19 protein-coding genes and 1 pseudogene are annotated in these 26,815 nt (G+C 46.8%); 1 reads left to right on the forward strand and 19 read right to left on the reverse strand.

The window, feature by feature from the left end:
• Positions 1-70: 70 nt before the first annotated feature.
• Positions 71-790, forward strand: coding sequence for a 3-keto-disaccharide hydrolase (locus tag I2I11_RS12160; RefSeq protein ID WP_196267973.1), 720 nt, complete (start codon positions 71-73; stop codon positions 788-790).
• A gap of 267 nt (positions 791-1,057) precedes the next feature.
• Here the strand turns inward: I2I11_RS12160 and I2I11_RS12165 are convergent, their stop codons facing one another.
• From I2I11_RS12165 to I2I11_RS12255, 19 genes and pseudogenes are all read right to left on the reverse strand, one after another.
• Positions 1,058-2,194: a PAS domain-containing sensor histidine kinase gene (locus I2I11_RS12165; RefSeq protein WP_196267974.1), complete on the reverse strand. Its 1,137-nt coding sequence runs from the start codon at positions 2,192-2,194 to the stop codon at positions 1,058-1,060.
• 322 nt (positions 2,195-2,516) lie between these two features.
• On the reverse strand, positions 2,517-3,638 hold the full coding sequence (locus I2I11_RS12170) for an ABC transporter permease (protein ID WP_196267975.1): 1,122 nt from the start codon (positions 3,636-3,638) through the stop codon (positions 2,517-2,519).
• Positions 3,635-4,741 (reverse strand): annotated as a pseudogene (locus I2I11_RS12175) (ABC transporter permease). Before I2I11_RS12175 ends, I2I11_RS12170 begins: the two are co-directional and overlap by 4 nt.
• An 18-nt stretch (positions 4,742-4,759) precedes the next feature.
• Positions 4,760-5,503 (reverse strand): ABC transporter ATP-binding protein, encoded by a 744-nt coding sequence (locus I2I11_RS12180; protein ID WP_196267976.1) that lies wholly within the window; start codon positions 5,501-5,503, stop codon positions 4,760-4,762.
• Between the two features lie 25 nt (positions 5,504-5,528).
• On the reverse strand, positions 5,529-6,476 hold the full coding sequence (locus I2I11_RS12185) for an ABC transporter ATP-binding protein (protein ID WP_196267977.1): 948 nt from the start codon (positions 6,474-6,476) through the stop codon (positions 5,529-5,531).
• 6 nt (positions 6,477-6,482) lie between these two features.
• The gene (locus tag I2I11_RS12190; RefSeq protein WP_196267978.1) at positions 6,483-7,382 is read right to left on the reverse strand and encodes an HlyD family secretion protein; all 900 of its coding nucleotides are present in this window, start codon (positions 7,380-7,382) and stop codon (positions 6,483-6,485) included.
• 4 nt (positions 7,383-7,386) lie between these two features.
• Positions 7,387-8,655: a TolC family protein gene (locus I2I11_RS12195; protein WP_196267979.1), complete on the reverse strand. Its 1,269-nt coding sequence runs from the start codon at positions 8,653-8,655 to the stop codon at positions 7,387-7,389.
• A gap of 47 nt (positions 8,656-8,702) precedes the next feature.
• Positions 8,703-9,311: a TetR/AcrR family transcriptional regulator gene (locus I2I11_RS12200; RefSeq protein ID WP_196267980.1), complete on the reverse strand. Its 609-nt coding sequence runs from the start codon at positions 9,309-9,311 to the stop codon at positions 8,703-8,705.
• A 642-nt stretch (positions 9,312-9,953) separates the two neighbouring features.
• On the reverse strand, positions 9,954-11,210 hold the full coding sequence (locus I2I11_RS12205) for an MFS transporter (protein ID WP_196267981.1): 1,257 nt from the start codon (positions 11,208-11,210) through the stop codon (positions 9,954-9,956).
• A gap of 446 nt (positions 11,211-11,656) precedes the next feature.
• Complete coding sequence (locus I2I11_RS12210) at positions 11,657-12,571, reverse strand: pirin family protein (protein ID WP_196267982.1); 915 nt, start codon at positions 12,569-12,571, stop codon at positions 11,657-11,659.
• Between the two features lie 722 nt (positions 12,572-13,293).
• Positions 13,294-15,258 (reverse strand): glycoside hydrolase family 127 protein, encoded by a 1,965-nt coding sequence (locus tag I2I11_RS12215; RefSeq protein ID WP_196267983.1) that lies wholly within the window; start codon positions 15,256-15,258, stop codon positions 13,294-13,296.
• Positions 15,259-15,664: 406 nt separating this feature from the next.
• Entirely contained in the window at positions 15,665-15,826 is a 162-nt protein-coding gene (locus I2I11_RS12220) for a hypothetical protein (RefSeq protein ID WP_196267217.1), read from the reverse strand.
• A 6-nt stretch (positions 15,827-15,832) separates the two neighbouring features.
• The gene (locus tag I2I11_RS12225) at positions 15,833-17,494 is read right to left on the reverse strand and encodes a sodium-dependent transporter (RefSeq protein WP_196267984.1); all 1,662 of its coding nucleotides are present in this window, start codon (positions 17,492-17,494) and stop codon (positions 15,833-15,835) included.
• Positions 17,495-17,569: 75 nt separating this feature from the next.
• Complete coding sequence (locus I2I11_RS12230; RefSeq protein WP_196267985.1) at positions 17,570-18,496, reverse strand: glycoside hydrolase; 927 nt, start codon at positions 18,494-18,496, stop codon at positions 17,570-17,572.
• Between the two features lie 169 nt (positions 18,497-18,665).
• Complete coding sequence (locus tag I2I11_RS12235) at positions 18,666-20,330, reverse strand: M1 family metallopeptidase (RefSeq protein WP_230680183.1); 1,665 nt, start codon at positions 20,328-20,330, stop codon at positions 18,666-18,668.
• Positions 20,331-20,784: 454 nt separating this feature from the next.
• Positions 20,785-22,176 (reverse strand): aminopeptidase P family protein, encoded by a 1,392-nt coding sequence (locus tag I2I11_RS12240; RefSeq protein ID WP_196267986.1) that lies wholly within the window; start codon positions 22,174-22,176, stop codon positions 20,785-20,787.
• Between the two features lie 101 nt (positions 22,177-22,277).
• Entirely contained in the window at positions 22,278-22,634 is a 357-nt protein-coding gene (locus tag I2I11_RS12245) for a cupin domain-containing protein (protein WP_196267987.1), read from the reverse strand.
• A gap of 105 nt (positions 22,635-22,739) precedes the next feature.
• Entirely contained in the window at positions 22,740-24,956 is a 2,217-nt protein-coding gene (locus I2I11_RS12250; RefSeq protein ID WP_196267988.1) for a S9 family peptidase, read from the reverse strand.
• Positions 24,957-24,996: 40 nt separating this feature from the next.
• Positions 24,997-26,742, reverse strand: a complete 1,746-nt coding sequence (locus tag I2I11_RS12255) for a DUF885 family protein (protein ID WP_196267989.1) — start codon at positions 26,740-26,742, stop codon at positions 24,997-24,999.
• Between the last annotated feature and the right edge of the window lie 73 nt (positions 26,743-26,815).

Below are 26,815 nucleotides of genomic sequence, written 5' to 3' on the forward strand. Positions count from 1 at the left end.
CTTTTTACCCAAAAGAGGCCGCTGTTATTTGAAGTTTTTACTATCTTAGCACACGTATATTATTAGAATTATGAAGAAAATACTGATCGTTTTTACAGCCCTTGCGCTGTTATGCAGTGCTGCTATGGCACAAAAGCCCAATACGCTGACAAAAAAAGAAAAGGAAGAGGGCTGGAAATTATTGTTTGACGGCAAAACCACCGATGGCTGGCATACCTATCTTAAAGATTCGGTGGGCTCCAAGTGGCAGGTAAAGGACGGAACACTAACCTTTGATCCAAGCCAGCCAAAAGAAGGCGGCGGAGATATTGTAACTGATGAGGAGTACGAAAATTTTGAGCTTGCGCTGGAATGGAAAATCTCAAAAGGCGGAAACAGCGGCATCATTTTCGACATCCAGGAAGACCCTAAATTCGGAGCTACTTACCTGACCGGGCCCGAAATGCAGGTTTTGGACAACATCAACGCAGAGGATAATAAAAAAGAAAATCACCTGGCTGGCTGTTTGTATGACATGGCAGGCGATGCTTCCGTTTCCAAACCCAAACCTGTTGGTGAATGGAACCAGGTCAGGATTATACAGGATGAGGGAAAACTTACTTTCTGGCTCAATGGCATCAAAACATTTGAAGGGCAGATAGGAAGCGAAGAATGGAACAACATGGTTGCCAACAGCAAGTTCAGCAACAAGGCCTTTTCTAATTTTGCTAAAGTTGCCAAAGGTAAAATTGCTTTACAGGAACATCCCGGCTCCAGCCAATGGAGAAATATCAAGATCCGTGTCTTATAGTTTCTCTGCAAAACCGGCTTAAATACCTGAGCTAAAGTTTACTTTTCAGCTGGTCTGTGCAAAGCGGAGCGGTGCAGATCTTTGGTAAATTGATTTAAGATTTTTCCGCTAAATAAAAGAGCCCTCAGCTGCAGCTGAGAGGCTCTTTTATTCTTTCTAAACGTCATCAAACCGCAAGCTATAAACATACTTTAAGGCACCTGTTCTTTCTTGTTTTCACAGGAAAGATATACCTGTCTGAAACTGCTGGCAGCATCCCTTAAAATATCAATACGGAGTATCTCCCTGGTTGAAATATATAGTAAATACAGATCCCTTACCTACCTGACTTTCAACAGCAATTCTATCGCCGGAGTTATCCAGTATTTTCCTGACTAAGTATAGGCCAATACCTGAGCCTTCCACATGGTCATGAAACCGTTTAAACATCGTATACATTTTACTTATCTGGTTACTTTCTACCCCCAAGCCATTATCAGCAACTGATAGCACATGTTCGCCTGCAGCTGAAAGCGACGTTTTTATACTGATTTTGGGCGTCCTTGATGGGTCGGCATACTTGATGGCATTAGAAACAAGGTTGTATACAATGCTACGCAAATTCTTGCGCGCGTATTTGAGGCTTTCGAAGCCCGAAAAGTCAGCTTCTATATCGGCTTTACTGGCCTGGATCATCCCATGTAAATTTTCCCTAATCTCAACCAACAACTCCGGAATATTTACAATCTCCGGCATTTCTTCCTGCTGTTGCAGTTTAATGACTTCCGCTAAATCGGCAACAACTTTTTTAAGATTCGTAATCGAATCTCCCATCCTGGACATAATTTCTTTATGCTTCTCCTCGTCAGGCCCTAAATCCTCCTTCAAGGCAATCAACAACCCTTCGAGGTTGGTGATAGGTGATTTCAAATCATGCGAAGCGGTATAAACAAAGCTATCCAGATCATTATTAATCCTGACCAGTTCCTTATTTTTCTGCATCAGTTCTTCGTTGCGGCGGCGTTCGGTCAGGTCGCGGGTGATTTTGGCAAAGCCCAGCAACACATTATCTGCGTTGTAAATAGGCGTGATCACCACATTTGCCCAGAAAATTGTTTTATCTTTCCGCAGGCGCCAGCCTTCATCTTCAAAACGGCCAACTGTTCTTGCCTGCTTTAACTCGTACGCAGGATAGCCTTGCTGCCTGGCTTCTGCAGTATAGAACTCACCAAAGTATTTTCCTATGATTTCGTGCGCCCCGTAGCCTTTCATCTTTCTGGCACCCTCGTTCCAGGTAGCCACATTGCCGGCGGGGTCAAGCATAAAAATGGCGTAGTCAGTAATGCTGTCAACCAATAGCCGGTAATGATCTTCAGTTGATAAATCGCGGTGCACACTTGAAATTTTATCCTGTTCTGAATTCATGCTGATTGCTAATGTTTGTAATATTACTTTTGTCTAATTCCGGCAAGATAAATAATTAAGCCTTGTAAAAAAACGTGTCCCTGCATCGGGCAAGTATATGGGCTACTCCGTAAAGGAAGCTCCTTATACGAAACGCCGGTTATTTGCGAGCATCGGGCGATAAGTATAAATAAAAACTAATGCCGCCGCTTTGATCCTTACGGGATAATTTAATGAGCTGGTTTTTGATGGGCACCGCTTCGGCAGCTATACACCCAGGGCAACTGGTTAGCAACCCGGCATTCTGATTGTGTTGCCTGCAGCTCTATTTTATATGCTGCTCTTAGCTCGTCTTCCTGTAATTCAGAACAGCCCAGCCATTCAGTACCACTGCAAAAAGGCAGATAACCAGGAAGTGAAATTTTATATCGGCAAAACCGCTTCCCTTTAGTACTACCATCCGCATAACCTCTATAAAGTATGTGGCAGGGCTCAGGTATGCGATGGCTTTAGCCCAGTCAGGCATGCTGTCGATGGGCGTAAACAGTCCGCTCATCATCATCATAATCATGATAAAGAAAAAAGCAAGCGACATGGCCTGCTGCTGTGTGTCGCAGAAAGTTGAAATAAGCAGCCCAAAGCCTAGCACCGCCAGCAGGTACACCGCCAGCACGCCATAAAGCAGAAGTATACTTCCCTGCGGCGTTATCCCGTAGACTTGCCAGGCAATCACACCAAGCCCCATCGTAAATATAAACATGCCTATCACCCAGAACGGAATGAGCTTCCCTAGTATAAAGTGATATTTCCTGACGGGTGAAACGTTGATCTGCTCAATAGTTCCGATTTCTTTTTCCTTCACAATATTCAGCGCTGTCATGTAGCCGCCTATCATCGTAACGAGCACCGCCAGGATGGCCGGCACCATAAAAAAGTTATAGTTCATGAATGGGTTATACCAGTTAGAGCTGACCACCTCTATTGCAGGCGCCGGTTCAAACCGCGGTGATTGTATCCACTCCATCCGCACGCCGGCATTAAAATCTCTGATAATGCTGCCTAAATAAGCTGCGCCCAGCCCTGCCTTGGCGCCATTTATTGCATTTACTGCCACAAAAAGCTGCTGCTGACCTTCGCGTACCAGGTTGCGCTCAAAAGCTGCGGGTATCTCCAGTACCAGGTCTGCCCTGTCCTTTTCTACCAATGCAAAAGCTTCGGAGTATGAGTTGTAATAGCCGGCCAGCCTGAAATAACCTGAAGCAGTTATTTTGGAAACGAGCCGCTGCGAATAAGAGGAATGGTCATGGTCAACAACGGCTATGTTGATGTTCTTTACCTCATAGTTTGCTGCCAGCGGAAGTATAAGCAACTGCAACAGCGGCGCCACAAATATCATGGGCAGCAGGGATTTATTGCGGAATATCTGGCGGAACTCTTTCCGCAGCAGAAACAGGAGCGTTCTCATCCTAAACGAATTTTGAATTTTTTAAGGCTCAATGCCAGCAAAAACAAGGTCATGCCCAGCAGGATAAGCGTTTCCTTCCAGATAGCCGAAAAGCCCAGGCCTTTGATCATAATAGATTTGACAACCACGTAATACCACCTGGAAGGGACTATATTAGAAAAAACCTGCAGCGGCAGCGGCATATTCTCGATAGGAAACATGAAACCGGAAAAGAGCATAGTAGGCAGCAGCATTCCCATCAACGACAGCAGCATGGCTGTTTGCTGCGAAGCCGTAACAGTCGAAATCAATAATCCTATTGACAAAGCGGTGATAATAAACAAGGTACTCTCTGCAAAAAGCAGCAGTATGCTCCCGTTTACAGGCAGGCCCAGGACAAACACGCTCAGCAACAATATCACGATAAGATTAACCAGGGAAAGCAACAGGTAAGGGACAGCTTTTGACAGGATAACAAGTATGGGCCGGAAGGGAGATACCAGCAGTACTTCCATGGTGCCCAGTTCTTTTTCCCTGACAATGGAAATGGACGTCATCATCACACATACCAGCATAAGCACCAGCGCCATTACGCCCGGCACAAAGTTAGGGGCTCCCTTCAGTTCCGGGTTGTAGAGCATGCGTATTTCCGGCACAATGCGGTAAGAAACTGATTGTGTCTGGTTAAGTTGCTGCTGGTAATCGCCTATAATGGAAGCAAGATAGTTCGTTAAGGTAGTGGCCGTATTGGGGTCAGAGGCGTCGGCGATGATCTAGACCTGTGCCTTGTTGAGATGCAGCAGATCATGGTTGAAATTGGCCGGAAAGATAATGGCTGTTTTTGCCCTGCCCTGCCGGAAAGCTTCTTCAATTTTACTGTTACTTAAAGGTGCCTCCTCTATTTCGAAGAAAGTGCTGGCCGCAATCCTGGTGATAATCTGTTGTGAGGCATTGTCTCTGGCATGGTCTACCACCACTATTTTAGAATTTCTAATCTCGTTGCTCAGGGCGAATCCAAAAAGTATAATAAGCACAATGGGTAGCCCGAACAGCATCAGCAGCGTTTTCCTGTCCCGGAAAACATGCAGGAACTCTTTTCTGGCAAAAGTGACAAACTGGTTCATTTCGCTGTTTCTTTAGGGCTAATCGGCTTTGCGTTGCGCTCCCCTTGCAAGCTGATAAAATACTTCATCCATTGTACCCGCCGAGAATTGCTGCTTTAAGTTAGCGGGCGTATCCAGCGCTTCTATCCTGCCGTCTACCATAATGGAAACCCGGTTACAGTATTCCGCCTCATCCATGTAGTGTGTGGTCACAAATATGGTTACTCCCCTTTCTGCTGCATCATAGATCAAATCCCAGAACTGCCTGCGCGTAACAGGATCAACGCCTCCGGTGGGTTCATCCAGAAAAACAATCCTGGGCTGGTGCAGCACCGCCACCGAAAATGCCAGCTTTTGTTTCCAGCCCAAGGGCAGGCTCCCCACCAAAGTTCCGGCAACATTTTGCAAGCCAAGCTGCCGGATAAGGTCTTCGCTTTTCTCCTTTAACTGCTTATTGCTCAGGCCATAGATGCCGCCGAAGAAACGGATATTCTCAAGCACAGTCAGGTCTTCGTAGAGCGAGAATTTCTGGCTCATATAGCCAATGTTCTTTTTGATTTCCTCTGCCTGTTTAAAAACGTTAAACCCTGCTACGCGGGCCTGCCCGGATGTAGGCACAGATAAACCGCAAAGCATGCGCATAGCGGTTGTTTTACCTGCTCCGTTTGCGCCCAGAAATCCGAATATCTCGCCTGCCTTCACCTCAAAGGTAATGTGGTCTACTGCTTTAAAATCTCCAAACTGCTTGGTCAGGCCGTTGCAGCTTATGGTGGCTTCGTTCATGGTGCTTCTCCGTAATAACTGAAACTTAAACAGCAGGCTGCCGGCCGGCCTGCGACATCAGCTTTATAAAACAATCTTCTATGGTTGGTGCTACCGGCTCCACGACTAAATCGCCCTTGTAGCCTTTTCCGGTCAGGTAATCTTTCAGTTCTGAGAGCTGATTTTGATAGGATGTGTTGTCCTTAAGCGTCAGATGATGATACTCCCCGAAAGTATAGCAACTGGCGGTGTCCGGGTATTCCCGCAGATCCTGCAGCAACTGTATCATCTGGTTGCTTTTTACTGCCAGCAAAAGCTCCCCGAACTGCTTTATGATCCCTTCAGGCGTATCAACCGACATAATCCTGCCCCCCTGAATCAAAGCAATCTTATCGCACAGCGTGGCCTCGTCCATGTATGGCGTAGATACCAGAATTGTAATACCCTGATCTCTGAGCCGGTTGAGCATATGCCAGAATTCCTGCCTCGAAACCGGGTCTACACCAGTGGTGGGTTCGTCTAAGAACAACACAGTGGGCTTATGGATGAGGGCGCAGCACAGTGCCAGCTTTTGCTTCATACCGCCCGACAGCTTGCCCGCCCTGCGATCCTTAAAGGGTTCTATCTGTACATAGATGTCTTTTATAAGGTCATAGTTCTCCTGGATGGTTGTGCCAAATAGCGTGGCGAAGAAGTTCAGGTTTTCTGCTACGGTCAGATCCTGGTAGAGCGAAAACCTGCCCGGCATATAGCCCACCTTGCGGCGTATGGACTGATAATCTTTCACCACATCTTCCCCGTTTACTATAGCTGTTCCGCCATCCGGCACCAGCAGCGTGGTAAGTATACGGAACAGACTTGTTTTGCCGGCCCCGTCAGGGCCAATCAACCCGAAAAGCGCTCCTTTGTCTACCGCAAAAGAAACAGCATCCAGCGCCAATACTTTGCCCTTGTTATAGGTCTTGGTGATATTTTCCAGTATTACATCTGCCATAGGCTTTTATAACTTTACCTCTGCATACATACCGCGCTTCAACTGTCCGTCGTTCTGCACGCGAATTTTAACAGCATACACCAGGTTGGCCCGTTCGTCTTTCGTCTGGATGGTCTTGGGTGTGAATTCTGCTTTGTCGCTAATCCAGGTGATTGTGCCCTGATATGTTTTATATGCTTCTTCGCCGGCGCCCACCAATATGTCCACTTTCTGGCCCAGTTCTACCTGCGGGAGCTGGCTTCCGGTAATGTATGCCCGAAGCGTCATCGTTGATAAATCTGCTATCCGGTACAGCGGTTTACCCGGCGCAGCCATTTCATTTGCTTCTGCATACTTGGTCAGCACTGTTCCGTTAACGGGATTCACCAGGCGGCTTTTCGCCAGCTGATCGTTTACCTGTTCTACCTGCACCTGCAGCGCAGCGGTTTCCTGCGTAATGCCCTGCGTCGAGTTGCCAAGTGAGGACTTTTGGGCTGCTATTTGGCTTTTGAGCACCTTCACCTGCGCGCTTATTTCATCCAGCTGGCGGGGTGTGGCGGCATCAGCGGCTACCATGCTGCTGATACGTTTCTGCTCTGTTCGGGCTGCGCTGAGCTGCTCCTGCAACGCAGCAAGCTGTGCAGCAACATCGGGCTTTTTGCTAAGCACCGCCGCTATCTGCGCCTCCAGCTGTTTCTTTTTCAGGTGCAATTGCAGGCTGTCAATATAGCCGATGTACTGACCGGCCTTAAGTTGTTGCCCTTCCTGCACCTCAAATTCTTCGATAGTGCCAGCAGTTTCTGATGAGATGATGGTTTCTTCCGCTTCGAAAGTGCCTGATGCATCAAACCCATCTTCCTGCTTATTGCAGGAAGCAGTTACAAGCATCAGAAAAAACAGGAAGGCTGGAAAAAGTCTTATGTCCATTTTCTTAGAGTTCGTTAATACCTGAAATGGTGTTATAGTTATGTTCTGCCATCAGCAATTGCATCTGATGCAACAGCAGGCTTTGCCTGGCCTGGTCTTCTGCGTTTACCTCCCGCAAATAATCCCTGGCGGTAATAGCGCCATTCTCCAGTTGCACCTTTGCGGTGTTCATGATGGCAGTGCGCAAGGCAATAATCTCTTCGTCTGTTCCGATAAACTGCCGCAGTTTGTTGATATCGGCCAGTTGCTGCCGCAGCAGCTGATTCGTGTTAAAAAGAAAGACCTCCTGTTGTACATCCAGCAGACTACGGTTTACATCTAGCAGTTCCCGTTCATTTTTAGTAGTATACAATCCGCTTAAAGACCAGTTGAGGCGCACTCCGCCGATGTAGTAAAAATCAAATGCATTGCTGAGCATGTTCAGACCCGGCCTTCCGTAGCCACCCTGCAGAAAGAGTCCCGCCTTAGGTAAGTTTTTGGCTGAGATAAGTTCGTTCTGTACGTCAGCTATATTTTTCTGATAAGCGTAGAGCTGCAGTTCCGGTCGGTTTATACTTGCGGAGAGGGCCATATGATGTGGTCTGGCTAAAGCAGCATTCTCATCAAGCGGTATATTTATAAACTGCCCCAGCATGTCCAGGTAAGCTTTTCTTGTTACCTGCAGCCCAATCGTTTTCTGGTTAGCCTGCAGCAGGTCGGCCTGTAGCACCTGTGCGCTGCTTTTTAAAGCCGCGCCATTGGCAATAGCAGCATTCACTTTGCCCAGCCCCAGCCTAATGTTATTCTTCAGCAACTCCGATTGTTTCAGTTGCGCTTCTATGAGCAGAATGCCGAAATAAAGCTGGTTTATACGCTCCTTCAGCTTGTAAAGCTCCACTGCTACCTGCTGTTCCTGTACTGCCGCATTTGCCTCTATCAAGCGTTGCTGCTGCCTGATTACACCACCCTCAAACAGGTTCTGGCTAATTTCTCCTGCCACTTTATACTGGTCTTTAGCCGGCGAAACGATAGGCATGTTCGGAAGCTCAATAGGCACCCTGGTAACTTCCGACTGGTAAGTAGCCTGGCCCATGATATTAACCTGCGGCAGGTACCCTTTTGCCGCATTTTCTACAGAATAATTCCTGCTCTGCTCTATTAATGCTTTCTGCCTGCTGAGCGGGTAATGCTGCCGGGCCAGCGCATAGCATTCTTGCAATGAGAGGCTGTCTGCCTGCCCGTGTGCCAGCCATGGCAACAGCAGGAAGGATAATAACAGGTGTATACTTTTCATCTTAGCTCAACGGTTTAACTAATTGGTTAATACAGACGCAAAAATTTTTAAAGTCTCAGAGCATTAATAACAAAAGCGCTTACTTCTGTTTTTCTTTGCGCTAAAAGCGTGCTGAATTGCTTATCGTCTATTGAGAGGACCATTTGAAACATGGGCTTGCCTATGTAAGGAAATATACAGAGCGACATGATGTTCATGAGCAGGGTAGCCGGGTGTATCGGCCTGATATTGCCCTTCTCCGCTTCTTCCTGTATCTGCGCTACGAGTTTCCCAACCTTAGGTCCTCCATCTGTAGCCGAAAAAACTTTCTGGATGAATTTTTCAGGATGCCGTGTCAGTTCGTGAAGCACAAAGAGCGGCACCATCGGGTCAGCATTAATGGCGACAATGTATTCGCCGACAAACTTCTCAATTTTCTCAAAGAGCGGAGCGTCAGACTGGGCAATCAGGTTTATTTTCGGAATAATTTTCTGGAAGCTTTCCATAAAAATGATATCGAAAAGCTTGTCCTTGCTGCGGTAGTAATAGTGTAACAGCGCCTTGTTTATTCCAGCCTTGTCGGCAATATCCTGCATCCGGGCACCGGAAAATCCCTTCTCCAGAAATACTTTCTGCGCGGCAGCTTTAATTTTAGCCTCTGTAGTAGTTACTTCCATTATACTTTTGGTTTAACCATATGGTTAAACCAAAAGTATAAAACAGGCTCTTTAAATCCTACTTTTATCAGTCATTTTTTACTGCATGTATGGCTCCCTACTGCAGTGAGCAGGTATAAGTAATCTCATTTATCTGCCCCGGATGCTGCCACTTATAAGTATACTGCAAAGCTTAGTCTTAACCGAATATAATCAGCAGGTTAAACTTAACCATCCTCTTAATGTTTGCGATCTCAAGTATGATGGCATACATGATTAATGTAAAGTATAGCCTTTAAAACACAGCAAATATTAACCACAGTAACACACTTGTTTTACAACAGGATAAGTAATACTATGACAAAGAATAATTTACGCAATGAAAAGCTCCTGCCTTAAGCAGCATCTGCTGAATCTCCCTTTAACCAGGATCTTTTCAGTATAAGTATGAGCTTAGGCTGAGCTTATTTCTTACACTTGCTTAATTTAACTAAATAGCCTGCACCACTTATGGTGCACAGGCTATTTAGTTACTTATAAATCAAAACTTTGATTACAGGGCTTGTGGGCTCCGAAGAGAAAAGCATAGATTGTACCCCATAATGTGGCCACAATGCACCCTGTCGAAACAGGTCGCATCGCGGGAACCGGCGGTTCTACATATTAATAATCCCCGGCCAATTCTCTTGTTCCCTCTAAGTCTAATTCCGGCGCTCTTTTTGAATTCTTTTGCCAAAAGTAGAAAATAGTAAATAACACAATTAAGGTAGCAGGAATAACCAAAATTTTTCCCAGGGTATCCTGACCAGTCGCCAATTCCAAAGCATCTCCAGTTAATCCGGTTGCGGAATATTCTGTTCTGGCACTATCGATTAAGCTACCAATAAACGGCATGGCAATACCGCTGGAAAACATGCCTATGCCACCAATAATCGACATTCCCAGGGCACCGCTCAGGGGAGCCCGCTGGGCTGTTGCGCCAATCATTACCGGCCAGAAATAACATATACCTAAGGCAAATATAATGGCTGCCACATAGGCGAGAGGGCCTGTAACCTGGCTGAACATGTAAACACCAATAGTTGCTAAAATAGCGCCTGCTAAGAGCACACCTGTTTGGCCCAGCGCATGCACAACCGGTCCGGCATTAAACCTGCCAACTGCCATTAACCCACTGGTAAGGGCTAAAATCAGCATGGGACTAGCGCCACTGCTGGCCAAGATAATGCCTACCCATTGATTAACACCAAACTCTGTAACAGCCGTTAACATCATGGCAACAAACAAGAATATAAAGACAGGTGTAATCATAGCCTTAAAGTTATTGCTGAGCGAGGTGACGCCTTCCACTTTGGGTTTAGGAAAGGTTTTTCCGAAAAACAGAATGGCATAAATAACTGTAGGAATCAGGGTAACCCACATCTGCGCTTCCCAACCCAAGTTCATTTTGGTCATGAATAGGGAGATGAGAGAACCAACAAGTATCCCGCCGGGAAACCACATGTGGAACCTGTTTAGCATTTTGTCCATTTTTACCCCGGAATACATATCAGCAATCATGGGGTTACAGGCAGCCTCGGTACAGCCATTACCAAAACCGATAAATAGGGTAGAAATAAGCAACCCGGTATATCCTCCGGCATAAATAGTGGTTAATATACCAATGGTATGGGTTACAAATGCTACTAGCATGATGTTTTTAGCTCCAAAAGTATGATAAACCAATCCCCCGATAATCATGGAAATAGGAAACCCTAAAAAGAACATAGAGTTAATAAATCCTAATTGTTCGGCAGTAAGGCCAAAATCCCTACCTAGCTCAGGCAGAATCCCTGCCCTGATAGAAAAGGTAAAGGCAGTAGTGGTAACTGCAAAGCAACTTCCTAAAAATAAAGCGCTTTTGTTAACGTTCTCGTTCATTTAATTTAGTGTTTAGGTTTTAAATGTAGAAGTATAAGGCGAATCAAAGTTAAAGCTGCATATTACTTTTTACAGCCTCTCCGGTAATTGAGGCCTGGACGCTGATAAAGGAAAGCAATGCGTATTTAATTTATATCTGCAGGCAAAGCTTTTATAGGGTGTAGCTACAGCTCACAAAAGGACTTTTGCATCAAAGCTTTTATCTACTTCTATTCTGTCAATGCTTTTACCCTGTATTAAGCGCATACCTTAACGCTGCAGAAGTTCTGAAAGCTTTTCCTGTTTGAAATATAGTAAATAAGGCCTGAAAAACATCAGCTTTTAGCTTTATTATATCAATCCTTTATTCTGCTCAATCAACCATAAGCTAATTCGGCAGTTAAGCAGGTAAACACCACCCTGCATAAAACCAACCCTGCTGTTGCAGTTTATGAAGTATAAAAGCCTCAGGAAAGCGCCTGGGGCGAAGGGTTACCGGCAGGCCGCGAGCGATCCTCAGGGAGCGGGACAAATTCCAGGTTGTCTGTTGGTGGTAACAGAATCCTGCCTTGCTGCCAGTCTGCCTTGGCTTGTTCGATGCGTTCCTTTCTGGAAGAGACAAAATTCCACCAAATAAACCTTTCTCCCAGCGGCTCGCCTCCTAATAGCATCAGCGTTGCAGTCTCTTTTGCAAGTATCACGGGATCAGCACCCTTCGTAAAGACAAGCATCTGCCCTGCTGCATAAGTATGCCCGGAAACTTCTATACTTCCTTTGGCTACATACATACCCCGCTCTGTATGCTCACTGGGAAGTCCGAAACGCGTTCCGGCATCAAGTATCACATGCAGGTAAAACATGGGAGAATGGGTTTTTACTTTATTTTTCAAGCCGAAAGCTTCTCCCGCTATCAGCCTCATCCATACTCCGGAGTCTGTAAATACGGGTAGTTGTTCCGGCTTATAGTTGTCAAAAGAAGGCTGTGCTTCTTCATCTTTTTCCGGAAGGGCCACCCAGGTCTGTATCATTTCCAGCTTTCCGCCAGCCAGGGCTGCCGGGTCTTCAAACCGCTCAGAATGCGCAATCCCGCTGCCGGCCGTCATCCAGTTTACTTCTCCCGGACGGATTACCTGTTCCACGCCCAGGCTGTCGCGGTGCGTAACCTGCCCGCCAAACAGGTAGCTTACCGTTGATAAGCCAATATGCGGGTGCGGCAGCACATCCATGGAATGTAGTAATTGCGGCTGCACATCTACCGGACCCGCATGATCCATAAAGATAAAGGGGCCGACCATCCTGCGCAGGCGGAAAGGTAGAATCCGGCGCACATCCATGCCGGGAGCCAGGGAGGCTTTGCGCGCTTCTATAACGATTTCCAGCATAACCAGCTTTCTTTTATTTTCAATATTTAAACGAGTTTTAATAAGCCGCAGCCAAGTATGAAAATGATTACAACAGATTATTTGGTTGGCGGAGGTGTGCCGGTTATAGGTGCAGGCCTTAAATATGCCGGAGCGCCTTTGGTAGAAGGAGTAAGCCAAATGTTTAACCGGTTTTAGCAGGAACTGGAGGGCACCGGAAATACAGGTGAGCTTCTTCTCAATCCGCGGATGCAGTATGACCAGGCATAAGTTTTTCGAATCCAAAGGATTTTCGAGTGTGAGCAAACAGTACCGGAGGGTCAGCCGGAGAACCGACAGGAAAATCCCTGCATCACCTGTGGTTTCAGAACCAGCCGAAATGTATACCTCATAGGAAGCGGTTTATTGACCTGAGTTTCGATACCGGTGGCAACGCTCCTGCAAGAATAAACAGAGATCGTTATCAATGCCGGCTCGCTGCAATCGTCTTCTGAAGTATAAAGCTGCTCTTCTCAGAATACTGGCAACCTTCTCAGGAGCCATTATCAAACCAATATACTTTTGACTCGGAAACAGCATGCTCTTCATCAAAATTATACTGCACAAATTCGGTTGTACTCTTTTCGAGCTACCAGTGGAAGTATGGAAAATTTGCATCGCCTGAGCTCAGCGGATCATACTGGTCCTTGAGGATAGCCACCATTCTGGCATAGGGAATTGAGATTATTTGCCTGTTCTCAAGGTTAATAGTTTAGCTTTACATCCGTAATCTTTGTGGGTAACCAAACCTGCATCGGCGTTTTGCCGCGATTCGCCCACGAGTAGTAAGGAATGGCCGTTATAACACTTTTTGATGTACTGACTGCTAGTTTGTTATCCGATACATTTACCACTGGTACTTCCGCCTTCAGGGTTACCACGCCATTTAACAAATCTTTGTTATAGGCTGCTTCAAAAGTCGTGTTTTCGGGCAAAACAATATTCCAGGCCTCGTCATTGTTATCAACACCCTCCACACAATATACCAGTGGCCCTCTTTGCAAAGCTATCCTGTTGTTGTTGTACTCAAGGCTGTCTTTGGCGACAATCTTCTTTACCTCCATCGGAAGGTTAAGCTCTACCCGATCACCTTTTTTCCATTTCCTGTCTATAACGGCATACCCTTTGTCCATTTTATAGGGAACCTCCTTGCCGTTTAGCAGGACAGTGAATTTTGTTGGTTCGGGGTTGATGAAACGGTACAAATCACCAGGAACAGGTTGCCCCTGCGCCCAACCGGGAATCCGCAGGTGTAGCGCAAATTTGGTTGCCGATTTTGGATTGAGGCTTAAATCCACTTTTCCTTCCCAGGGATAATTTGTCTTCATCACAACAGGCACTTCTTTATCACCGATATCGAAAGTTGTTTCGCTTCCTACATACAGGTTCACCCACATACCTTTGTCTGACTGCGCATAAATATAATTTCCGAGTGAGGCGATGAGGCGGGATATGTTAGCCGGGCAGCAGGCTGTACCAAACCATTCGCTTCGCTGATTATTGCCAACAGAAGCAAGCGGGTTACCATAAAAGAACCTATCGCCGCTCAGCGACAGGCCATCTAGCGCACCGTTATATAAGCTTCTTTCCAGGATATCGGCATACTTGCTGTCTCCGGTCAGGGTATTCATCCGCTGGTTCCAGAAAACCATACCTACCGAGGCACAGGTTTCACAATAGGCCTGTTGGTTTGGCAAATCATAATCCTTTGAAAAGCCCTCATTTCTACCTGATGAGCCAATACCGCCTGTAATATACATGTTGCGGTAAACTACATCTTCCCATACATCTTTCATGGCATGGATATAGTCTTTATCGCCGGTAAGGGCTGCCACATCAGCAGCGCCGGTGTACATGTACATGGCCCGAACGGCATGGCCCGTAATCTGCTTCTGCTGTTTTACTGGCAATACATCCTGCGCATAAGCGGTATCCTTCCAGTCTGTCCAGGTATAGCCTTTTGCCAGTTGATGTCCGCGTTCTTCCAGCAGCCAGTCTGCCATCTTCAGATACTTCTTGTCTTTGGTTGTTTTATAGAGCTTCACCAAGGCAAGTTCCAGTTCCTGGTGACCTGTTACCCAATGCCTTTTACCGGGCCCGAACAAAGAAGCGAAATGATCTGCAAACTTAGTGGCAACGTCCAGCAGTTGCTTTTTACCCGTAGCATCGTAATAAGCAACGGCAGCCTCTATTAAATGTCCGCCATTGTAATCTTCGTGCATACTCATGTCCGTCCAGCGCTTCTCAGGGAACTGCAGGGTATAATAAGTATTAAGGTAGCCGTCCGGCTGCTGGGCCTTGGCAATGATAGAAATCCATTCGTCTGCTTTCTGCTCCATTTCCGGATCAGGCTTATTTTTCAGCGAATAAGCCATCGCCTCCAGTGCCTTGTATACATCCGAATCATCGTAGAAAATGCCTTCAAACTTGCCTTCCTTCAAGCCTGCCGTGATCTCGAAGTTCCGGATGCGGGGCGTTTTTACCTCTGTCTGCTCAATACAGACAGGCAATGTTACGGTTGCCACCTGATTGATCCGAGGCTTCCAAAAGGAATCCGTAATCGTAACTTTCGAAAACTTAACGGGCTGTATTTCACTGATGTTTGATTGTGCCATGGCACCCGATAGCATCAGCGACAAAGCTATGGCGAAGGTGTATTGCTTGTTCATATTTGGAATGTCGGTAAATTAATTGGTGTAATGCCTGTTTCTAAGAATAACAGAAGAAACTATCCGAAAGACAGCAGGGCAGCAAATAGAATCAACGATGTTGTGCAGGCCGGAACCCCAAATTTATGTTCCGGCAGGTTCATCAAGCCGTTGCGCGTTTAAAAGCTATTTAATACTGTCAATTCTATAATTGATCAAATAGAAACGTTCAACACGCAACACAAACCTATCCTATAATAAGTTGCTAGTATTACATTATTTCACCCATTGCTGACACTATACTACCAACTCTCTGCTTTTCGCCGCATGTCTCAACACCATTCTATTCATAACCCTGTAAATTGCCGGGCAGCGGGAGTTGCCGCCACAAATCTCTCCTATGACCTGATTTTCCTCATTTGTTTCTTTAAGATTTAGGAAGCTGCCGTTCCGGTTCATCATCGTTGTCGATGTAGGAGTCCGGCTCCGGCCTTGGCGGGGTGCTCAGCACCTTGTAGAAGAAGTATATTGTCAGCCCGGTCACCATGATGATGGTGGTGAGCATGATGATGAGTGCGGATGTATTCATAGTTTCTTAGATTTTCCCTTCTCTCACTCTTTTCTTATAAGCCACATACACCAGCAGCGCAATGCTCAGGAACACGGTAATGAGCAGCACACGCGAGGCATTCACATAAAAGAGCGTGTTCTGCAGCCTTTCTACTTCTGCCGGGTTCACTGCCGCAATGGCATCAGCCAGCTCTTTCTTCAAACTGCTGTTCATCATCTTCTTGATAATAGAGCTGTCGTCCAGTACCCAGTTGCCGGCAAGTGCTGCTCCCCAGTCGCCTCCCTTCGGCGTTACCAGCGAACCGACAAATACCCACAGCAGCAGCAAGGGCGTAATGAACTTGATGATGAACTTGTAAATACCAGGCACTTTGATGTCAGAGCCCGAGGTTATCTCGCGCCAGCCTTTCTTCATGCCAAACACCCACGCAAAGAGGATAGACTCAAACAGGGCAAAGACTACCAGCGAGACGGTACCCGCCCAGTAGTCATACTCATCAAACACGCCATACTTGAAGAAGAGCACTGTCGGCATGCCCAGCACAAACACGATGATACCGAAAGACCAGGCGGAAGCTTTGCGGCCCCAGTTGAACTCGTCCTGCAGGAAGCCCATCCAGGGGGTGCCCATGGCCAGCGAAGAAGTGATGCCGGCAAAGAAGAGCAGGCCAAACCACATCACCCCTGAAATGGCACCCAGCACATCTCCCCACTGGAAGAACAGGTACGGCAGCGTTTTAAAGGCAAGTCCCAGGCCACCCAGCTGCACCAGTTCCGTTACCCGTTCAATACCCAGGTAGCCGATGGAGATGGGGATGAGGATGGCCGCGCCGAGCACCACTTCCACAAACTCGTTCATCCAGCCGGCAGACATGGCATTCAGGGCAATGTCGTCTTTGGAGCGCACGTAAGAAGCGTAGCAATGTATTGTTCCCATCCCCACAGCAAGCGTGAAAAATATTTGTCCGGCAGCAGCCAGCCACACGCTCGGTGACCAGAGCTGCTCGTAATTAGGTGTCCACAGATAGTTCAGGCCAACAGAGCTGTCGTTGATGGCTCCGTCCACACCAGCTGTGATGGTCACCCCTTTGTAGGCCAGGAACATGCCGAAGAGGATGAGCAGGGGCATGCCTACTTTTGCCACGCGCTCTACGCCACCCGAAAGCCCTTGTGAGAGAATGAAGGTGTTGAGCAGCAGGCAGAGCACATAGAACACGATTGGCTCCAGCGGAATGCCTAAAGTAGACTTGCCGATGCTGATGTAGGAGTTGAAGAAAGCAGCTACTGCATCCTGGTCCATGCCTTCGAAAGTGCCCACAACAGAGTGCAGCATGTAAGAGAGTGTCCAGGACTCAATGTAGCAGTAGTATGCAGCTATGGCAATGTTGGTCCAGATGCCAAACACACCAATGTACTTCCAGAGGCGGTTCTTGTGCATGGTATCCATGATGAAAGGCGTGGAGTGATGCCCGAACTTACCGCCAAAGCGCCCCATCGACCATTCAACCCACAGGAGTGGTATCCCAATCAGGAGCAGGCAAACCAGGTATGGTATAATAAACGCACCGCCGCCGTTCTGCACAGCCTGCACCGGAAATCGCAAAAAGTTTCCGAGCCCCACCGCGTTACCGGCCATGGCTAATACAAGACCCACACGCGAGCCCCAGGATTCTTTGTTAGCGCTCATAAAGGAAGTAGTGGTTTAAATTCAGGTTGTAAGGGATAAATGCGAATAGTATGTTGTCGTATTTTAAGTTACTTACTAATGAGTTGATGGACGGAGGTTAAGCCCGTAATAAACATCTGCCGGAATGTGGTGCCCCTGATAAACACGTGCTAAAATGCTGTAGAGCGCTGGGTCGTATGCCTTCAAATCATCAGGTGACTGCACGCGGGTTTGTCCGTCATAATATTCGATATTTGACCAGAACCACCATTGGGTACCTTCAGCCCAATACTCGGCGACAGTGTTGATGGCATACTGGCCTTTATAGAGCCCTTTGGACTTAGCCGCTTCATAAGCAGCGCCGATCTCTTTGTAGAGTGCAGGGTCTGCTGTACGTAGCGCACCCATAATGTTGTGGCTGAACTCATGCACAAGGATGTTCTCGCCGTAATAGCGGGTGCCCGGATAACCCAGCAAGTTCTCTTCAGCGCAGGAAGTTACAAGGCCTCCCATACCTCGTGCCCGCTTGTTCCAGTACTCCTGGTCAGACATGCTGGCAATGCCTCCGGGTTTATCATAGTTTTCGCGCTCTCCCGGTGTAAGTCTCCGATCATCCTTCTCAGGCTTTTTCCAGTCGCGCCGCTCGGGCAGATCAGTTTCCATTTCTGTCTGCGCCATAACAAGCACACGGGCTCCACGTTTAATCAAATCCTCCCGGACATCCATACGCTTCACCAGCATGTAGTTCACGATATCGCGGGCTACCAACAGCGCTGTGCCGGGTACTTTATCAGATGACACCACCGGAATGCCAAAGGCGTCAGCATATTTTTTATAAAAAGGATCGAGACCAAGCGAGGGGGGCGGTACGGTAACCATTGCCTGCTCATAATCCGACAGAAGGGCCTTACCTGGTTGAGATGGTTCCGCCTTATGGGCCATGTCAGGCTGAGGCTTAGTGGCAGAGCATGAAATCAACAATATCGCCATAAAATAAATGGTGAGCATTTGTGCTAATTTCATGGCTATCTCTGTTAGATGTATTGTTTCTTACTCAAAAATTTACTGTTCGTGAAGCAATCATACATTGGCCGTTTCGCTTAAGAACAAAGCGGCAATATTGTTGCCGCTCATACCTGTATCTTCAGCTACAAATGGGGCAACCTTAATTTACTGGCTGTTAATGCAGCAACTACTGACCAGCTGCGTTAGAGGCATTTACATAAAAATTAGGGTCCACTTTCAGAGTAGTATTTGTTTTAACCCCATTGAGCTCCTGCCAGTCCGTAGTAGGTGTCAGCCATTTTTCTTTACCGTCCAGGTATACTTTTACAGGTATGCTGAATCCATCTACACTATTACCCCATTTATACTTTAGCTTGTTACCTGATATCTGGTACACTAATTCCGGAATTCTTACATCGCGCAAATACTGATCAAAAAACGCGGAAAGATCACGGCCTACATGCTTGCTAAGGTAATTCTCGATTTGTGCTGTGGTAACAGTCTGATGATAAAAGTCACGGTTGAGTCCCCTGAGAATGTCGCGCCATTTCTGGTCATCGTTTACAACCTGCCGTAATGTGTGCAGCATGTTGCCGCCTTTCGGATACATATCGCCGGAACCCTTGTCATTTACATTATACTTACCGATAATCGGTTTGTCGTTATGAATTCCTTTGCGGGTTCCGATTACGTAGGCGTTACCAGCTTCCTTGCCATAGTAGTATTCTACAAAAAGGCTTTCTGCGTAGTTTGTAAAGCTTTCATGTATCCACATGTCCGCCATGTCTTTGTAAGTGATGTTGTTAGCAAACCACTCATGGCCTGATTCATGGATAATAATGAAATCAAATTTCATCCCCCAGCCGGTGCCGCTCGCGTCTTTTCCTCTATAGCCATTTTTATACCCATTGCCATACGTAACGGCGCTTTGATGCTCCATACCTGTGTAGGGCACTTCTATAAGCTTGTAACCATCCTCATAAAAAGGATAAGGGCCGAACCAGTGCTCAAAAGCACGGAGCATGCGGGGAGCATCCTTGAATTGTTCTTTTGCTTTTTCCAGGTTTTCCTTCAGTACGTAGTAATTACAATCTAAAGTACCCTTCTCGCCTTTATACTTTTCTGAAAAATGTGCGTAATCGCCAATGCTGATGTTTACGCCATAGTTATTGATGGGATTGGACACAAACCAGTGGAACGTCTTTGTGCCGTCGCTGTTCTGGTCTACTTTGCGGAGGCGCCCGTTAGAAACATCCATCAGTTTTTCGGGTACGGTTACGCTAATCAGCATACTATCCACCTCGTCATACATGTGGTCTTTGCAGGGCCACCACAGGCTGGCGCCATCTCCCTGATTTGAGTTAGCGATGAACGGATTTCCGTTGCTGTCTTTCTTCCAGGTTAATCCTCCGGCCCAGGGCGGGTTTTTGCTTACGACAGGCTTGCCACCGTAATGCACATCAACTTCATGTATGTCACCTGTTTTCTGGCTTTCTTTCAGTTGTATAAAATAAGCGTTTCCGTCTCTTCTGAAGGCTAACTCACTGCCTTTCTGTACTACCTTATCAATATGCATGGGGGGCTGCAGGTCTATCTGCATCAGCTGGCCGGGTTTCAGCACTTTATACTGTATGGTATTTACGCCCTGAATGGTACTATCAGCCGGATCTACCCGAACGTTTAAATGATAATAGGTAAGATCCCACCAGGCCCGCTCATCAGTTATAGAACCCCGCAAAGTATCCTGATGCGTGAATACAGGACTTTGCGCATAGAGGGTAATACTGCAGGCTAACAGCACGGGAATGAAACACAACCTGCGCATAAATTTTACAGGAAATCTGTACTGCATTTGTTTATAGTTTATCTGGATTCCTCATCTGAATTCTTAAAGCGGAATAAAACTGTTCACTTCATCATGTTTTATACCTTCTTTTTCCGGGTAGCAGCTTCGGGGCGGATACAGTTTTGCCGTAAGTATCTTCTATAAGCTGTAATAATAATCGTCAATTTAACAGCTATACTTTGGATAATGCAAGCTAAATGCAAGAAACAATTTGTTGTTATCCAGAATTAGCTAAATGTAATACGATATGATCTATCCTGAGATCCGGTAAGTTCAATCAGCCCGGCGTATCAATACATTCCGGTGGGGCAAAATAGAAGAGATAAATGATTGGATTGCAGAGGTATAGATACCGTTCTATACGGTTACCTATATAGCCAGGTATAAACTTATGCACCCTGCACATAATACCGGGAGTATATGTTGGAGAAGCTGCGTATGCAATACCTGCAGCGGCGCTTTAGCGTTGTTCTCTGAAAGCTTCTATGCCTTCTATCATCTTTGGTAAATCCTTTCCTAACAATTGGCTGCCTTGCGCCGTAATCAGGAAATCTTCTTCAATCCGGATGCCTCCAAAAGATTTGTATGCGCTGAGTTTATCATAGTTAATAAACTGTTCGAACTTCTTGTTTGCTGCCCATAAGTCAATCAGTTCAGGTATAAAGTACAGCCCCGGCTCTACCGTAAGTACAAAACCCGGTTCCAGTGCCCGCGCCAGCCGTAACGACTTTAAACCAAATTGCGTGCTTTTCTTTATATCATCAGTATAGCCGACGTATTCTTCCCCAAGGTCTTCCATGTCATGCGTATCGAGGCCCAGCATATGCCCTAAGCCACAGGGAAAGAATAACGCATGCGCGCCCTGCGCCACTGCTTCTTTGATATCCCCTTTCATCAGCCCGACCTGTTTAAGCCCTTCCGCTAATTTTTCGCAGGCCCACAAATGAATATCCCTGTACAGCTTTCCGGGTTCAAGTTTATTTGCAGCCGCCCGATGCGCTCCTAAAACAATTTCGTAGATTTCCCTTTGCTGGTCAGTAAACCTGGTATCTACCGGAAAAGTACGCGTAAGATCGCCGGCATAATGCATGGCAGATTCTGCCCCGCAATCGCACAGTACCATTTGCCCTTCGCCAAGTATAGCACTGCCAAAATGATTATGAAGTATCTGCCCGTTTACGGTTAAGATGATAGGAAACGCAAGATTGCCGCCAGAACTTACAGCTACTGCCTGCAGCATTCCGGCTACATTTGCTTCTGTCATTCCCTGCCTGGCTGCCCGAATAGCAGTCAGCTGCATATCGGCCGTTACATTGATTGCTTTCTCAATTTCAGCAACCTCTTCAGCAGATTTTATAGATCGGAGAGCGACTATCGCTTTAATCAGGGTTACAGAGGCCATACTACTTACAGTAGCCGGTGCAATACTCAACCAGGCACTTAATTTTAATATGTTTTCCGGCCGGTATGGCGGTAAAAAATGAATCTGACGGCCTTGTTCATGTGCACTTTTAAGTATAAGCTCTATTGCTTTCTGTGCCCTGATAGTATTGATGCCCGACTTTTCTGCCTGCTCCTGCAGCGGAACCTGCGTACCAACCCACACAATCTCTTCTACTGAAACATCATCGCCACAGATGACCTCTGTACCACTGTCAACATCAATTATGCCAGCCAATCCAGGGCGATCAAGACCAAAGAAGTATAGGAAGGAACTATCCTGCCGGAAACTGTACCAGTTATCTTTATAGCTCATGCTGCTCTCCTCATTCCCGAGCAGCAAAATTATTCCACTTCCTACACGCTCCTTTAACTGATGCCTTCTGCGGATATAAACTTCTCTTGGGAACATTCTGGTCTTTTTAAGCAGTATAAAATTAAATAATACAGGTGTTTTGCGCTAGTTCTGGCATTGATAAGTTAAGCCCTGATTCATACATCTTACAGCTTTTCTTATTCATTTATCCATATAGTTTTGGGTTCCGCATCAGGGAAAAAGCCTAACATCCGCATTACGCCGTCGCCGGCATTCTGCACTTCATGAACAGTCATGGCCGGTATGATGGCTGTACTTCCCGCAGGGAAATCAAATTGTTCATCCTTTATGATAATCCGGCCATTACCTTCCAGACACACCAATAATTCTTCTGTATCATGGTAATGTGGCGGCACATACCCTCCCTTGTCGAAGTAGTTTTCGAGCAGAGCCGTTTGCGTAGTGCCCATTTGCTTGTTAGCCAGCCATTCCCGTGTTCTTCCGGTATTTAGCTTCTCTAACTTCGATGCAGCGCCGGATAATATAAAAGCCATGATCTGTTGTTTGATATAATGTTTGAATACAGGGTAAGGGAACAGAAGGGACTTGCTGTCGTTTCAGGCATCGTCTAAAGTATAAATTTAATGCTCCGGATTATTTTACCGGCCTCCCGGTGGGCAGTATTGTTTCAGGTAATTGGTGTATAAAGTTGAAAGGTGTTCGCTGGTGCCCTCGCCTTCTGAAATACTATGCGTACGGTTGGGATAAGGCATTATCTGGAACTGCTTGTTATACTTTATCAATTCATTAACAAGCTGCGCTGCATTGTTATAATGTACGTTGTCGTCGCCGGTGCCGTGAATGTACAGCAAGTTTCCTTTCAGGTTCCTGGCGTGGGTTATAGGTGAGCCTTTTACAAAATCTTCAAGGTTTTCCTGTGGCAGCCCCATGTAGCGCTCCTGGTAAATATTGTCGTATGTCAGTTGGTTGGCTACCGCAGCTATGGCTATACCTGTTTTGTAAATTCCGGGGTACTGGAAAAGCAGGTTCAGGGTAGCAGAACCGCCGCCGCTCCATCCCCATACAGCCACCCGGCTTGTATCCACATAAGGTAATTTCAGAATTTCCTGCGCTGCCTGCGCCTGATCGCTTATGTTCAGCATCCCTACTTTGCGGTAAATGCTTTTACGCCAGGCGCGGCCTTTCGGGGCGGGTGTCCCCCTGTTATCAACCGACACGTAGAGGTAACCATCATCGGCCATACTGCCTTTGTACAAGCGGTTGCTGCCTGCGCCATAACTGTCTATTACCGTCTGCCCTGCCGGCTCGGTGTATACCTGGAAAACAACAGGATACTTTTTTGTAGAATCAAAAGCGGTTGGTTTCACCATCCAGGCATCCATCTCTACGCCTTCGCTGGTCTTGATTTTAAAGAAAGTAACAGGAACGTCTGATTTGTTTGATTGGGCCAAAGCGCTTTCAACTGCACTGTTACCATCCAGCGCTTTGTGGTTGGGCAGCGATATCCAGTCCGAAGCAGGCTTGGTATAGTAATTTGAAAAACGATGGAAGGCGAACTCACCATTAGGAGACAGCATGTAGGCGTGTGTGCCCGCCTGTGCTGCCGGCGACAGACGCTCTGGCTTTCCTTTGCCATTAATGCGCGTCCGGTAAAGGTATTGCTGTGTTGCATTGTCTGGCGAGGCCATAAAGTATACGTAGCCATCCGCTTCATCTACAACCACAATCTCCATCACATCATAGTTACCTTTGGTGATAAGGCTTTCTTTTTTGCCATCGCGGCTGCGCCTGTATAAATGGCGCCAGCCGTCTTTTTCGCTAGCCCACAAAAACTCCTTGCCGTTGTTTAACCAATCCCAGCCGCCAAAGCTATACTTGCTGTCCCAGGTAGGCAGGATATCAATCCAGGCTTCATCTTTCTCAGTATAAATCTGCTTTGCCTGGCCACTGGCAATGTTGCAGAGGTACAGCTTGCTTTCATTCTGCTTACGGTTTAGTTGCTGCAGGATCAGTTCATCCGGGTTGGCGGCCCATTCCATACGGGGAACGTAGTGCTGCCGCGGGTCGCCGGGCACATCCATCCATGTTGTTTTTACCGTGGCTACATCTGCCACTCCAATTTTGTAAGGAGACAGTGCTTCGCCAGCGACAGGGTATTCTACGGGCAACACGCCAGGGTATATGGAATCTGTAAGGTTAACCAGCAGGTAATCTTTCACATCTGTGGCATCAATCTGCCAGAAGGCGATCTTCTTGCTGTCGGGGCTCCACCGGAAACCATCGCGGCAGTAAAACTCTTCTTCATAAGCCCAGTCGAAGGTGCCGTTTATCCGCTTTCTGGTTCCGTCTTTTGTCAGCTGCGTTACTTTTTTAGTTGAAAGGTCCTCGGTATAGATATTGTTTTCACTCACATAAGCCACCTGCTTGCCGTCGGGCGAGAATTTGGCAAACATCAGCGACGAGGCAGGACGCTCCGTGCCTAACTGCTCCAGTGTCTGGTTTTGTAAGTCATATACCCAGTAATCACCTCTGGTATCGAGCCGCCATACTTTAACGGTATTGGTATAAAGTAACAGCTTCTGCTCGTCCGCTGAAAATGCAAAACTTCGCACTTTCAGCGGTTCTGTTTTGCCTGCAGGTACGAGTTTTTCTTTCGCAAGTATAATCTGCTTGCTTCTGGCCGGCAAAGTATACTTTACAATATCACCGCCCTCCTGCTGTGCATAAGCGTTGCCTGATTTTAACCAATAAACCGCCCCTCTGCTTTGTGCAATGCCTGCAAAGGAACAAAGCACCAGATACAGTGAAAGCAACAGAAACCATAGTGGCTTTAAGGTCTTCAGAGGTTTGTTCATAAGTTGGCAGTATGCTTTTGTTCGGGCTTAAAGTTCAGTATTATTTAGCGTAAAATCTCCAGCTTGTTTTATAATCTTCCGGCAGGTCCTGGTCTGTAAGTATAGCCCGCACCATTTCTACAGGCAGGTTGTTCTGGTGCATTACAGCATCATGGTATTGCTTGTATGTCATTTTGCCGCTATCTACCAGCTCTTTCTTAAGCGCATCAAACTGCAGGCCGCCCATCATGTAAGCTACCTGGTACAGCGGGCTGTAACGCCCTTCAAAAGAGCGACGTACTTCACCCGCGGCATTGGCACGCTCATGCCCTACCCGGTCTACCAGAAAATCGATGCATTGCTGCGGCGTCCATTTACCAAGGTGATAATTGAGTGAAAAGATAATGCGGGCACAGCGGTGCATTCGCCAGAAGAGCATGCCGACTTTATCTTCAGGCGATTGGGGAAATCCCTGATCCCAAAGCAGCATCTCCCAGTACAAAGACCAGCCTTCGGTCCAGAAAGGAGTATCGAAGTTGCGGTATACTTTGTAGCGGTTGTTCATGAAGCCCTGCAAATGGTGGCCTGCTATTAGTTCATGGTGCACGGTAGCGCGCGAAAAATGAGGATTGTTGCCCCGCATGCTCATCAGCTTATCTTCCTGAGACATGGAGCTGGTGGGATATGAAATGCTAAAAACCTCGCCTCCTGTAAAGAACGGGTTAACCAGCTGGCGTTCGGGCGTCATCATTTCCATCCGCCAGGTTTCCTCCGCCAGTGGCGGTATGGTAATCAAATCTTTCTTTTTTATAAAATCTACTGACTCGTTATACAACTTCAGCATGGCTTCGGGCTGCTCTCCGGCCGGTACATAAGTGTTTTTTACCTTTTCCAAAGCCTTGTGCCAATCGTTACCAAAGCCCATCTCCTGCGACGCCTTCAGCATTTCCTTATCGCACCAGGCAAATTCCTTGTTGGCAATGTCAATCAGCTCTTCCGGCGTATAAGGAATCATTTCATACTGTAACTGCCTGATAAGCTCTTCCTTACCTATAGGGCTACCTACAATGCCACTTGCATCGGGTTTCTGGTTCTTGCCCAGTACATTTCCCTTTTTCTCTGCCAGCGTAGCATAGGCGGTCAGCAGGCTGTCTACCCGTTTATAGGGCGACGGCACCCACCAGGTAAATCCGGGGTCATAGTCGTAGTAGAAAGTATAAACACTTTTAAGGCCTTCCTGTAGATCTTTGATGGTGTTTTGTAAACGATACGCCAGGTTTCTGTCTAACGACGCTTCTTTTTGCAGTGCAGTTGTAGCAGCCTGCAGGCTTTTCCCGATAGCATTCAGCTCAGTGGCCACCTGCTGCCCGTTAACTGTATGACCACGCCTGCGGGGTATCTCCAGCGCATAAATCTTATCCGCAAACGGTAGCCATTTCTTTATTTGGTTTGATTCCTGCGATGCGATGCCGAGCAGGCGCAGTTTATTTTCTAAATCCCGCTTCGTTAACAGGTAGTCTACCCGGCTACCTGTATTCATACTTTCAAAGTTCAGTTTATCCAGTTCCTGCAGGTAATTGTTATAGAGTAGCTGAAAGCGTGCGATATACTCCGGTGAGTTTCTCATGAAGTAGAAGCGGTTCAGGCTTCCCTCATCCGCACGCAGCTTCACCATCAGGTTATTGACATCACTTGTTTGCAGGTATAAAGAGCTGCTATCCTGTGCCAGAACGGCTTTGGGAACGACAGGTGAAAGGAGCAACAAGAGTAAAGAAAACTTCAGAATACAAAAGTCCGGTCGTTTCATGCAAATTAGGTTTTATACTATGAACAAGTACAAGCGCCTGGCGTCCTGCACCTTTATATCAATCAGCTTAAGC

Origin of the sequence: Pontibacter rufus, from assembly GCF_015694705.1 — a bacterium.
GTDB classification, from domain to species: domain Bacteria; phylum Bacteroidota; class Bacteroidia; order Cytophagales; family Hymenobacteraceae; genus Pontibacter; species Pontibacter rufus.